Annotated in this window: 14 protein-coding genes and 1 pseudogene; 5 read left to right on the top strand and 10 right to left on the bottom strand. The window is 62.9% G+C overall.

Annotation, left to right across the window (positions count from 1 at the left end):
• Positions 1-85: 85 nt before the first annotated feature.
• The 9 genes from E5W70_RS23105 to E5W70_RS23065 form a co-directional block, all read right to left on the bottom strand.
• On the bottom strand, positions 86-688 hold the full coding sequence (locus tag E5W70_RS23105; protein WP_292662811.1) for a nucleotidyltransferase family protein: 603 nt from the start codon (positions 686-688) through the stop codon (positions 86-88).
• A 37-nt stretch (positions 689-725) separates the two neighbouring features.
• Positions 726-3,134: a phenylalanine--tRNA ligase subunit beta gene (pheT, locus tag E5W70_RS23100; protein ID WP_292662809.1), complete on the bottom strand. Its 2,409-nt coding sequence runs from the start codon at positions 3,132-3,134 to the stop codon at positions 726-728.
• Between the two features lie 106 nt (positions 3,135-3,240).
• Complete coding sequence (gene pheS / locus E5W70_RS23095) at positions 3,241-4,326, bottom strand: phenylalanine--tRNA ligase subunit alpha (protein WP_292662807.1); 1,086 nt, start codon at positions 4,324-4,326, stop codon at positions 3,241-3,243.
• 96 nt (positions 4,327-4,422) lie between these two features.
• A complete protein-coding gene (gene rplT, locus E5W70_RS23090) occupies positions 4,423-4,824 on the bottom strand; it encodes a 50S ribosomal protein L20 (RefSeq protein ID WP_006201247.1) in 402 nt (133 codons plus the stop codon).
• A 38-nt stretch (positions 4,825-4,862) separates the two neighbouring features.
• Positions 4,863-5,066 carry a 50S ribosomal protein L35 gene (gene rpmI, locus E5W70_RS23085; protein WP_006201248.1) on the bottom strand — a complete coding sequence of 68 codons (204 nt, stop codon included), beginning with the start codon at positions 5,064-5,066 and terminating at the stop codon, positions 4,863-4,865.
• A gap of 191 nt (positions 5,067-5,257) precedes the next feature.
• A complete protein-coding gene (locus E5W70_RS23080) occupies positions 5,258-5,899 on the bottom strand; it encodes an isoprenylcysteine carboxylmethyltransferase family protein (protein ID WP_292662804.1) in 642 nt (213 codons plus the stop codon).
• Between the two features lie 201 nt (positions 5,900-6,100).
• A complete protein-coding gene (gene infC / locus E5W70_RS23075) occupies positions 6,101-6,637 on the bottom strand; it encodes a translation initiation factor IF-3 (protein ID WP_023677573.1) in 537 nt (178 codons plus the stop codon).
• Positions 6,638-6,812: 175 nt separating this feature from the next.
• Complete coding sequence (locus tag E5W70_RS23070) at positions 6,813-7,316, bottom strand: GNAT family N-acetyltransferase (protein ID WP_292662802.1); 504 nt, start codon at positions 7,314-7,316, stop codon at positions 6,813-6,815.
• 5 nt (positions 7,317-7,321) lie between these two features.
• Positions 7,322-7,558, bottom strand: a complete 237-nt coding sequence (locus tag E5W70_RS23065) for a DUF1778 domain-containing protein (protein ID WP_292662800.1) — start codon at positions 7,556-7,558, stop codon at positions 7,322-7,324.
• A 231-nt stretch (positions 7,559-7,789) separates the two neighbouring features.
• Between E5W70_RS23065 and E5W70_RS23060 the strand changes: the two genes are divergently transcribed.
• From E5W70_RS23060 to E5W70_RS23045, 4 genes are all read left to right on the top strand, one after another.
• Positions 7,790-8,560, top strand: a complete 771-nt coding sequence (locus E5W70_RS23060) for an alpha/beta hydrolase (RefSeq protein WP_292662798.1) — start codon at positions 7,790-7,792, stop codon at positions 8,558-8,560.
• Between the two features lie 4 nt (positions 8,561-8,564).
• A complete protein-coding gene (locus E5W70_RS23055) occupies positions 8,565-9,707 on the top strand; it encodes a benzoate/H(+) symporter BenE family transporter (RefSeq protein ID WP_292662796.1) in 1,143 nt (380 codons plus the stop codon).
• Positions 9,708-9,823: 116 nt separating this feature from the next.
• A complete protein-coding gene (locus E5W70_RS23050) occupies positions 9,824-10,294 on the top strand; it encodes a DUF2852 domain-containing protein (RefSeq protein WP_292662795.1) in 471 nt (156 codons plus the stop codon).
• A 97-nt stretch (positions 10,295-10,391) separates the two neighbouring features.
• A complete protein-coding gene (locus E5W70_RS23045; RefSeq protein WP_292662793.1) occupies positions 10,392-11,150 on the top strand; it encodes a M48 family metallopeptidase in 759 nt (252 codons plus the stop codon).
• 8 nt (positions 11,151-11,158) lie between these two features.
• On the opposite strand, the gene E5W70_RS23040 is transcribed toward E5W70_RS23045, so the two are convergent.
• Positions 11,159-11,377, bottom strand: a complete 219-nt coding sequence (locus tag E5W70_RS23040; RefSeq protein ID WP_292662791.1) for a hypothetical protein — start codon at positions 11,375-11,377, stop codon at positions 11,159-11,161.
• 165 nt (positions 11,378-11,542) lie between these two features.
• Here E5W70_RS23040 and E5W70_RS23035 point away from each other — a divergent pair.
• Positions 11,543-11,662 (top strand): annotated as a pseudogene (locus E5W70_RS23035) (N-(5'-phosphoribosyl)anthranilate isomerase); the annotation flags it as partial.

Raw genomic sequence — 11,662 nt, 5'->3', positions numbered from 1 at the left:
GGGTAGGACGGCGAAGCTGCCGATCTCCCCCCTTGAGGGGGAGATGTCCGGCAGGACAGAGGGGGGTGCCTCGCGCCGACATTTCCTACCAAGGCACGACACTGATCTCCGGCCAGTTCTCCCTTGCGCGAGCGCCCTTCGTCTCGTGCGTCTGCCGATTGTCCAGTGCCCGGTTCGGCGTAATTCGAAACGAGAAGATGTCGTCGAGCCCGAACGGCGCCACGAGCGCGAGTTGCCCATCTGTGCCGACTCTAACGCCGACCGCATGGGTTTTCGAAGCGAAATAGCAAAGCGCCTCGGCGGACGACGACAGTCTGGGATAGGAACCGCCAAAGCGCGCCTCAAACCACAGATGCACCCGCGCCTGATTGCGCACTTCGACCGGCAACGCCAGCCCTTCGAAATGCTCCGCCGCCCGGCGGATGACCGTGTCCTCGGCCTCGTAGGACAGATCGCTCTCATCGAAATAGAACAGGTCGACATCCCTGATGCCGTACCCCGAGGGCTTGCCCGTCAGATGATTCCAGACGCTGTTGTAAAGCGCACCGGACACGACCAGCCAGTCGGGTAGGCCCAGCACCCGTACCCGCGACAGCGTCTCGCCGACCAGCGGATCGGTTGAGACGATATCGAGAAAGGCTGCACGCTGTTCCTCGAAGGGCAGCCCCGAATAGCGCAAATGGTTCATCGCCCTTTGGAGGGCGATTCGCCATGTGTCCGCAAGCTCAGCCGCGCAGCACGCCGCCGGTCTGCTTGCCGACATTCTCGACGATGCGCTTGGCCAGCGCCTCGAAATCCTCGTCGGTCAGCGTCTTTTCGACCGGCTGGATCGACACTTCGATGGCGATCGATTTCTTCGCCGCGCCGAGCGCTGCACCCTCGAAAACGTCGAACACCGAGACGCCGGAAATCAGCTTCCTGTCGGCGGCAAGAGCAGCGCGAACGAGTGTGCCGGCTTCGACCGCCTTGTCGACGACGAAGGCGAAATCGCGCTTGACCGCCTGGAAGGCGGACAGATCCAGCCTCGGCTTTGTCCGCGTCGACTTGGCCTTCGGCTCGGGCACCGCATCAATGAACACTTCGAAACCGCAGAGCGGGCCGGAGACGTCCAGCCCTTCCAGCGTCTTCGGGTGGAATTCGCCGAATGTGCCAAGCACGACCTTCGGCCCGAGTTTGATCGTGCCGGAGCGGCCGGGATGATACCAGGCCGGGCCGCCGGCCTCGATCTGCAGCCGCTCGACCGGCGCGCCGCAGGCTTCGAGTGCTGCGATCGCATCGGCCTTGGCATCGAAGACGCCGACGGCGCCGGCGTTGCCGGCCCAATGGCGGCTGGAGCCCTCGAGCTTGGCGGTGCCGCGCCGCACGCCGGCGGCAACACGCCGCTGCTGGTCGGCGCCATCGCCCTCGTAGGTGCCCGACACTTCGAACAGCGCGACATCGCCGATGCCCTTGTCGGCATTACGCTGCGCCGCCGCAATCAGCCCCGGCAGCAGCGACGGCCGCATGTCGGACATATCGGCGGCGATCGGGTTGGCAAGCTTCAGCGCCTGCTGGCCGCCGCCGAACAATTCGGCGTGTTTTGCCGGAATGAACGACCAGGTGACGGCCTCCATCATGCCGCGCACGGCAAGTGCCCGCTTGGCGGCGCGGGTGCGGATCTGCAGCACAGTCAGGATCTTGGCGTTGACCGCATCATGAGAACCGAGCGGCTGCGGCGCGATGTTGTCGACGCCGTGGATGCGCATGACCTCCTCGACCAGGTCGGCCTTGCCGTCGACATCCGGCCGCCAGGACGGGACCACCACATTGACGACGTCGCCGGCGCCCTCCGGCTTGAAGCCGAGGCGGGCTAGAATGTCGAGGCTCGTCGAGCGCGGCACTTCGATACCGGTCAGCCGCTTCACTTCCGACAATGGGAACGAGACGATCTTCGGCCGATGGCCGGCATAGCCGACGACCTCGGTTTGCGCCGGCGTGCCGCCGCAGAAATCGAGCACCAGCTTCGTCGCCAGCTCCAGGCCGGGAACCATCATTTCCGGGTCGACGCCACGCTCGAAGCGGTAGCGTGCATCGGTGATGATGCCGAGCGTGCGGCCGGTGCGGGCGGTGGCGATCGGGTCCCAAAGCGCCGACTCGATCAGCACGTCGGTGGTGTTCTCGTCGCAGCCGGAATGCTCGCCGCCCATGATGCCGGCGATCGATTCGATGCCGTCCTGGTCGGCGATGACGCACATCTCCGGCGTCAGCGTGTATTCGCGGCCGTCGAGCGCCAGCACCTTTTCGCCGTCGCGTGCCCGGCGCACGGTGAGATTGCCGGTGACCTTGCCAGCGTCAAAAACATGCAGCGGCCGGCCGCGGTCGAAGGTGACGTAATTGGTGATATCGACGAGCGCGCTGATCGGCCTCAAGCCGATGGCGAGAAGCCTTTGCTGCAGCCATTTCGGCGACGGTCCGTTCTTGACGCCGCGCACCAGGCGCAGCGCAAAGCCGGGACAGAGCTCCGGCGCTTCGATCGTCACCTTTACCGGCGTCTCGCCCTTGCCGGGGATCGGCTCTATCGGCGCGCTCTTCAGCGTGCCGAGCCCGCTCGCCGCCAGATCGCGGGCGATGCCATGGACACTGGTCGCGTCGGGCCGGTTCGGCGTCAGATTGATCTCGATCACCGCGTCGTCGAGATGGGCATAGGCGGCGAAACTGGTGCCGACCGGCGCATCGGCCGGCAGGTCGATGATGCCGTCATGCTCTTCGGACAGTTCGAGTTCGCGCTCGGAGCACATCATGCCGTGGCTTTCAACGCCGCGGATCTTGCCGACGGTCAGCGTCACGTCGATGCCGGGGATATAGGTTCCGGGCGCTGCAAAGGCGCCAATCAGGCCCGCGCGGGCGTTCGGCGCTCCACACACGACCTGCACAGGCGGCTTGCCGTCGCCGGTGTCGACGGTCAGCACGCGAAGCCGGTCGGCGTCGGGATGCTGGACCGCCGTCACCACCTTGGCGATGACGAAGGGGGCCAGGCTCGCCCGGTCGTCGACATGCTCGACCTCAAGGCCGATCGAGGTGAGACGCTCGACGATTTCCGCCAGCGAGGCGTCGGTCTCGAGATGATCCTTGAGCCAGGAGAGGGTAAGTTTCATGACTGTGTTCCGTCTTGTCTGGGCACGCTGCACTTGAAGCTATGCGGCCGCGCGTCGGACATGTGCAGGAAGGCGAGCTGCCCGCGGATTTGCTGCGGCCCGGTTGTCACGCGCTCAAGCCCCCGAACAGCGTCGGCATGTCGAGCGGCCTAAAACCGTAATGCGACAGCCAGCGCACATCCGCGTCGAAGAAGGCGCGCAGATCCGGCATGCCGTATTTCAGCATGGCGATGCGGTCGATGCCCATGCCCCAGGCAAAGCCCTGGTATTCGTCGGGATCGAGCCCGCCGTAACGGAGCACATTGGGGTGGACCATGCCGCAGCCGAGGATCTCCATCCAGTCGGAGCCTTCACCGAAGCGCACCTCGCCCGGCCGCGAACGGTCGCACTGGATGTCGACCTCGAGGCTGGGCTCGGTGAACGGGAAGAAGGACGGCCGGAAGCGCATCTTGACGCTCGGCACTTCGAAGAAGGCTTTGCAGAACTCCTCCAGCACCCATTTCATGTTGGCGACATTGGCCGATTTGTCGATCACCAACCCCTCGACCTGATGGAACATCGGCGAGTGGGTGGCATCGGAATCCTGCCGGTAGGTCTTGCCAGGAATGACGATGCGGATCGGCGGCTTCTGCATCTCCATGGTGCGGATCTGCACCGGCGAGGTGTGGGTGCGCAAAAGCTTGCGCTCGCCCTGCGCATCCGGCTGGAAGAAGAAGGTGTCGTGCATCTCGCGCGCCGGGTGGCCTTCCGGGAAGTTCAGCGAGGTGAAATTGTAATAGTCGGTCTCGATGTCCGGACCTTCGGCGATGGCAAAGCCGAGATCGCCGAAGATCGCCGCGATCTCGTCGATAACCTGGCTGATTGGATGGATGCGGCCGCGCTCGGCCGGCGATTGCCTGACCGGCAAGCTGACGTCGACCGTCTCGGCGGCAAGCCGTGCCGTGATCGCCACATCTTTCAGCTCAGCGCGGCGCGCCGAAAGCGCCTCGGTGACGCGGTTCTTGAGGCCGTTGATTGCCGGGCCTTTGACCTGTCGCTCCTCGGCGCTCATCGAGCCGAGTGTCTTCAGCATCTCGGAAACCGAGCCCTTCTTGCCGAGGGCCGAGACACGCACCGCCTCGATCGCCTGCTCATCGGCGGCCGAGGCAATCTCGGCCATCAGGGAATTTTCGAGAGTTTCCATGTCACTCATGTTCCAGATCCGATTGGAAGCAAAGAAAAACCCGCGCCAGCCCTGCCAGCGCGGGTTTCCCAAATCAAGTGTCGAATAGCTTGGGAAGCGCTGGTCTTAAGCGACAGCGCTTTCAAAAGCATTCGGCGTGGTGTTCTTGAGGTATTCGAGTGCAACCTTGGCCTTGGCCACGAGTGCGGCGAAGGCCTGCGGCTCGTGGATGGCCATATCCGACAGGATCTTACGGTCGATCTCGATGCCGGCCTTGTTGAGACCGTCGATGAAGCGGCCATAGGTCAGGCCATGCTCATGCGTCGCCGCATTGATGCGCTGGATCCACAGCGCGCGGAACGAACGCTTGCGGTTCTTGCGGTCGCGATAGGCGTACTGCAGCGACTTTTCCACCGCCTGCTTGGCGATGCGGATGGTGTTCTTGCGACGGCCGTAAAAACCCTTGGCGGCTTTCAGGACCTTCTTGTGCTTGGCGTGCGAGGTGACGCCTCTCTTTACGCGTGCCATGTCATGATCTCCTTAAAACGCTGTCCAGACCGAATGCCCTAGAGGCCGTTCGGCAGAAAATTCTTGATGACCTTCTTGCCATCCGGTTCAGCCAGAACCATCGTGCCGCGGGCATTTCGAATGAACTTGTTGGAACGCTTGATCATGCCGTGACGCTTGCCGGCCGCAGCCGACAGAACTTTACCCGTACCTGTGATCTTGAACCGCTTCTTGGCGGCCGATTTGGTCTTCATCTTGGGCATTTTGCTACTCCGTTTATATGCGCACCAATGCGCTTTTTGTTCGCTTCAGGCCGACCAAAGCCCGAAAAGCAAATGAAACCGCCACGGCATGCCCTGCCGGGCGGTTTTTTGGGAACGGCGGTCCTATACGTCAAAGCGGGGGCGCGCGCAACACCCCGTGCTCAGCACCGCTGTACTCGGCAACACAGCACTCAGGGGAAACGGAACAGCACCGGCAATATGCCGGACTGCTGGGCGCCGTCGATCAGTTCGAAAGCCGGCAAGGCAACCAGGAAGACTAGACCGTCCAGCAGCGTGGTTCGCAGCAGGCGCGGCTTGAAGCCGCCGGTGTCGCCTTCCTGATACAGCGACAGCTTCGGGAAAAAGCGCGGCACTTTCGCCAGGTAGGCCTGGTATGGCGCGCCGAGAACCTCCTTGAGGAATTTCTCCTCGCGCAGGATAACGATGTAAAAGGCACCCGCGCAGAGCGCTCCAAAGCCGATCGTGGCGGTGAAGGAGCCGATCTGTGCGCCGACACCGGCGGCAGCTAAAGTAGAGAAGACATAGAGCGGGTTGCGGGTGATCGAATAGGGTCCGCCGGTCACCACTTCGGAGGATTTGCGACCGCCGATATAGAGCGTCGACCACAAGCGCCCGACGATGCCGAGAAAGATCAGCACGACGCCGATCATTTCGATCGTCTCATGCACTGGCGTATCGGGCGGAAAAACCGACTGCCCGAACAAAAGCATCGCGAACAGGACGACGACGACGACGGCAAGCACCATCCTGCGCGTGTGCTGGTAGCTGCCCAGCCCATATTTGGCTTCCGAATGCTTGACGTCATTGACCATGTCGGGAATCCGATCGTCGAGGGAACCAGAGCGTCTTTGCGCTCGCCGGCGATCGCAGCGTCTGGACAAGAAACAGGCGCCCCGCCGATCGCCGGGACGCCTTGCAACATGATTCAGGCGGATTTAATGCATGTCGCCCAAAAGTGCGCAGCGGTTTTGGGACAACGACATGCACAAAACAGAACTAAAGCGCAACGCGCCTTAGCGGGGCGCCAGCACCATCATCATCTGGCGGCCTTCGAGCTTCGGTTCGGCTTCGACCTTGGCGATGGGCGCCACTTCCTCGCGAACCTTGTTCAGAAGCTGCATGCCGAGTTCCATATGCGCCATCTCGCGACCGCGGAAGCGCAGCGTCAGCTTGACCTTGTCGCCTTCCTCGAAAAAGCGCCGGACGGCCTTCATCTTGGTCTCATAGTCGTGGCTGTCGATGTTCGGGCGCATCTTGATCTCCTTGATCTCGATGACCTTCTGGTTCTTGCGCGCCTCGGCCGCCTTCTTCTGGTTGGCGTATTTCAGCTTGCCGAGATCGAGGATCTTTACGACGGGCGGCACTGCATTGGGCGATATCTCGACCAGATCGAGCCCAGCCTCTTCGGCGAGCAGCAATGCATCGTTGATGGAGACATCGCCGCGGTTCTGGCCTTCGGCGTCGATTAGCTGGACCCGGGGAACCCGGATATCACGGTTGGAGCGCGGGCCTTCCTTGGTGGGCGCCGCTGCTTTGAAAGGTCTGCGAATGGTCGTGGTCTCCTTGAGCCGTTTCGTTAAGGGGTTCTTCAGTTCAGAATTGCGAACGCGCAATGTGGTGAGCGCGCGGTCGGAGTCAATAGCACAGCATTCTCAGGAAATCACCTGCTCGATGAGAAGAGCAAGACCAAGGCGGCAAACAAACCCAGCTACGCATGAACGATGGTCAGTAGCCGGAGAGCCAGGCACGAATATCGTCAAGCGAGCGCATCAGAACCGAAGGGTTATCGCGCGCCGGGATGAACCCCCAGCTTTGCCAGAATGTCTCGGCCTCACCATCAATGGCGCGAACAATGACGGCGCGGCCTGCGACGATTGCCGCACCGGCGATACACCGTTGCAAGGCGTCCTTCACAAGCGCCGAGCCTATCCCCCGGCCGGCATGGCGGCGGTCTACAGCCAGCTGGCCGATTAGCAAACAGGGAATTGGATCCGGCGCGCGCCCCGTTCGGATGGCACGTGGAGCGGTGTTGGGCTCGATCACAGTCGGAGCCAAGCCATAGTAGCCGATCACCTGACCAGCATCGTGAACCACAAGGACCCGAGTAAAGCCACGCGCGTGATTCGAACGGGCGAAGTTCGCCAGCCAATGGTCAAGTGCGGGCTTGCCGCATTCGAACCCTTCCAAGCGATGTCTGTCCGAGAGGAGTTCGACACCAGACAGCGCCACCCGATTCAGCTGCTCTTGCGTCGCAGGCGCTCGGCGACCTTGGGTGGAATGGGAGCAGGCCTCGCGCTGATCGCCTGCACGAAGTCCTGAAAAGCGCCTGGGGAGAGCCGGATGACGGTTTCGTTCAGAATGGCGGTTTGCGCCTCCTGAATTGCGGCGCGCCGCATGAATTCCGTTCTCGAAAGGCCGAGCAGGTCTGCGCCACGATCTATGATCGCAAGATCATCGTTGCGGAACCGCATCGATACGGGCGTCTCTTTTCTCGGTGATAGGGCGGACATTGCGCGGCTTCCTCGGCGGTCAAAGACATATAGGGGTGTGTAACGCGATACGCAATACATTGAGCAAGCGGCCGCCGTGTCGAATGGGAACGCGAAGACAGATAAGCGCCCCTGCACCAAGCTAAAGACACTGCAGAGCACTTTTCGTTGAACCCCCGCTTGTGCCAAAAGACCGGCGTGAGGGAATACACCATGAGCGTCATCACCCCGGTCTTCCTGGACGTCGACGGGACGAGCATCGCCGTCAGGCATGCGGCAGGTGCCGAGCCCGGCATCGTCTGGCTGGGCGGCTACAAATCCGACATGCTGGGCACCAAGGCCGAAGCCCTGTCGGAATGGGCGCTCGGGGAAGGCCGCGCCTTCCTGCGCCACGATTATTCCGGCCACGGCGAGTCAGGCGGCGCCTTTGCCGACGGCACCATCTCGAAATGGCTGGGCGAGAGCCTGGCCGTTTACCGTCGCTTCACCCAGGGCAGGCAGATCCTGGTCGGCTCGTCGATGGGCGCCTGGATCGCGCTGCGCATGCTGCAGGAATTGCGCAAGGCGGGCGAGAACAGCGTCGCCGGCCTTGTGCTGCTGGCCCCGGCGCCCGATTTCACGTTCGACCTGGTGGAGCCGGTGCTGACCGGGGCGCAGAAGCGCGGCCTCAGGAAAAAGGGCTTTTTCGAAGAGCCATCGGACTATTCCGCCGAACCGTACATCTACACGCGCGCACTGATCGAGGACGGCCGCAACAACCGGGTGATGACCGGGCCGATCGACACGCACTGCCCGGTCCATATCCTGCAAGGGCTGGCCGATCCCGACGTGCCGTCGAGCCATGCGCTGAAGCTGGTCAGCCTGCTGCCTGCCGACGACGTCACGCTGTCGCTCATCCCCGACGGCGACCACCGCCTGTCGCGGCCTCAGGATCTCGACATGCTGGTGCGGGCGGTGGACGCGATGGTGCGGCAGGCGGGATAGAAATATGCGCATTTCCATTCCGGTGTCCGCCTTTGTGGCGGCGATCGTCGGCTTCGGCGGTACGCTGGCCATCGTCATTGCCGCCGCCAAGGCGGTCGGCGCAACGCAGGTCGAGACCGCAAGCTGGGTGACGGCGCTTTGCCTGGCGATGGCGATCGAGAGCCTGTGGCTGTCCTGGCGCACAAAAATGCCGGTCATCACCGCATGGTCGACGCCAGGCGTGGCGCTGATCGCCGCATCGACCGGCTTTTCGATGGGAGAGGCGGTTGGCGCCTTCATCGTCACCGCGGTCCTGCTGGTCACCACAGGCCTGTTCGGGCCCTTGACCAAGCTGATCGCCAGAATACCGGCTTCGGTCGCGTCCGGAATGCTGGCCGGCATCGTCGTCACCTTCGCCATCAATGCGGTGAAAACCGTTCCCGTCGACCCGTGGCTGATCCTGCCGCTGGTTGCGGCGTTCTTCGTCATCCGCCTGTTCAACCCGGCACTGTCGGTGCTGTTGGTGCTGATCGGCGGCGGTCTCGCCGCCTTTCTCACCGGCCGCGTCGGCGGTCTGCCGGCACCGGAACTCTCGAGCTTGACGCTGGTGATGCCGCAGTTCACCGCCACCGCGATCATCGGCCTCGCTTTGCCGCTCTATCTCGTCACCATGGCCTCGCAGAACCTGTCCGGCCTCGCCGTGCTGAGGGCAGCCGGCTATCATCCCGAACCAGGGCCGCTGATCGGCGTCACCGGCCTGTTCTCGCTGCTGACGGCGCCGTTCGGCGCCTCGACCACCAATCTGGCGGCGATCTCGGCGGCGATCTGCACCGGGCCCGACGTGCATCCCGATCCGGCCGAGCGCTGGAAGACCGGGCCGTTCTACGCGCTGGCCTATCTCGTCTTTGCCCTGTTCGGCGCCTCGCTCGTGGCGATCTTCGCCGTATTGCCGCAGAGCCTGATCGCGCTGGTCGCCGGCCTGGCGCTGATGGCACCGCTCGCCAATGCACTGTCAATCGCCTTGAAAGACGAGGACGAGCGGATGGCCGCCACCGTCACCTTCGCCGTCACCGCATCAGGGCTGACGCTGTTCGGCGTCGGTGCGGCGTTCTGGGGGCTGATCGCCGGATTGGTCGTGCTTTTCCTCGAAAAGCTCAAAAAGCGATAATCATTTCAGCCGCTTGTCCGGTTTTGGCGGTCGCTGTCTTGAATCGCCGTTTTCTCCATCCCATTTCGATTCCACGCAGCCGGATTTGGCTGTCTCCAACTGAAGGATTGGGAGAAATGAACACATCTGCATTGATCCGTCCGGCCTGGACGCCGGCGACGATCGCGTTGATGGTGATCGGGTTCATGGTGTTCTGGCCGCTCGGCTTAGCCATGCTCGCCTACATCATCTGGGGCGATCGGCTCGACGGCTTCAAGCGTGACGTCAACCGCGCCACCGACGGCATCTTCGCCGGCTGCCGCCGCGGTTCCGACAAGGCCGCGCGCTGGGGCCATGGCTCCGCCCGCACCGGCAACGTCGCTTTCGACGACTGGCGCGAAAAGGAACTCGAGCGGCTTGCCGAGGAACGCCGCAAGCTCGACGAGATGCTGAGCGAGTTCGACGAATATGCCCGCGAATTGCGCCGCGCCAAGGACCAGGACGAGTTCGACCGCTTCATGGCCAACCGCAACAAGTCGACGTCACCCACCACCGGGTCGACGACGAACAACAAATCCAGCGGCACGCCAGGCCTGCTCGACGAGTAAGGTCCCGTGCGCAGATAGATAATCCAACGGCGTCGCGTCAGCGGCGCCGTTTCTTTTTTGTTCTAGTCGTTTCCCTCGAATCACGTATCGTCCCGGAATGTCCTTCGGCTTCTTTCGCACCCCGACGAAACCCAAGCCCACGCCCGTCGTGGAGCGCGAGCATTGTGTTGCCGGCCGCACTCTGCCGCTCAAGATCGTCGAGAACGACCGGGCGCGGCGCCTGACGCTGCGCATCGATTCCGGCGGCCGCGGCCTGCGCATTACCGTGCCGCCGGGGCTGCGCCGCGGCGAGGTCGAAAAATTCCTCGACCGCCATCAGGACTGGCTGGAGCAAAGGCTGGCCAAAGTGCCTAATCGGCCGCAAGTGCGGCCCGGCATCAAGATACCGATGCGCGGCGTGCCGCATCGCATCGTCCATGAACCGTCGAAACGCGGCACCGTCACGCTGTCGCGCGACGAGCGCGGGCCGCTGATGATCGTGCATGGCGAACGCGTGCATCTGCCGCGCCGCATCGCCGATTTCCTGAAGCGCGAGGCCAAGCGCGAGATCGAGGCGCTGGTGACCAAACACAGTGCTGCGGTTGGCAAGCGCGCCAAGGCGATCCGCTTCAAGGATACGTCGAGCCGCTGGGGGTCGTGCACGTCGGACGGCAATCTGTCGTTTTCCTGGCGCATCATGATGGCGCCGCGGCCGGTGATAAACTACCTCGTCGCGCATGAAGTGGCGCATCTCAAGGAGATGAACCACGGCCCGAAATTCTGGAAATTATGCGAGCAGCTTTGCCCGGACACTGACCGCTGCAAGGACTGGCTCAAGCGCAATGGCGGCGCGCTGCAGGCGATCACGTTCGAGTAGTTGTCCGATCAATCGTCGTTGGCGGCGTTCAACTCCTCCGGCCGCAACCCCTCATCGACATGGCGCGGCCAAGGCAGAAAATCCTTCTCGAAGGTCTCGTTGCCGAAATAGGCCAGCGCCCGGTGCGCCTCGGCGCCGTTGAAAGCGGCCTTGTCCATCAAATGAGCGATGACCTCATGGGCCTGTGCCAGCTTTTGCCTGAGTTCCGCGACGGTCTTTTCCGGCATGTCTTTGTTCTCCCGCCTTTGTGCCTGAGCAAGTAGCGCGTTGCGCTCTTATATTAGCAAGGTAGCGCGTTCCGCTCTTACATTAGCAAGGTAGCGCGTTCCGCGCTGGCGGCAAACAGGATGCTTTTTCTCGACTCTTTTGCCGTTTCGTGCCAATCCCGCGCCATGGCGCTCGACATCAAGATATGCGGGTTGAAGACCGACAAGGCACTGGCCGCGGCATTGGCCGGCGGCGCCAGCCATGTCGGCTTCATTTTCTTTGCCAAAAGCCCGCGCTATGTCGGG

This window comes from Mesorhizobium sp., assembly GCF_005063415.1.
Classification (GTDB): Bacteria; Pseudomonadota; Alphaproteobacteria; order Rhizobiales; family Rhizobiaceae; genus Mesorhizobium.
Note: the sequence above shows the minus strand (reverse complement) of the source record. Positions and strands in the feature narration are given on the sequence as shown.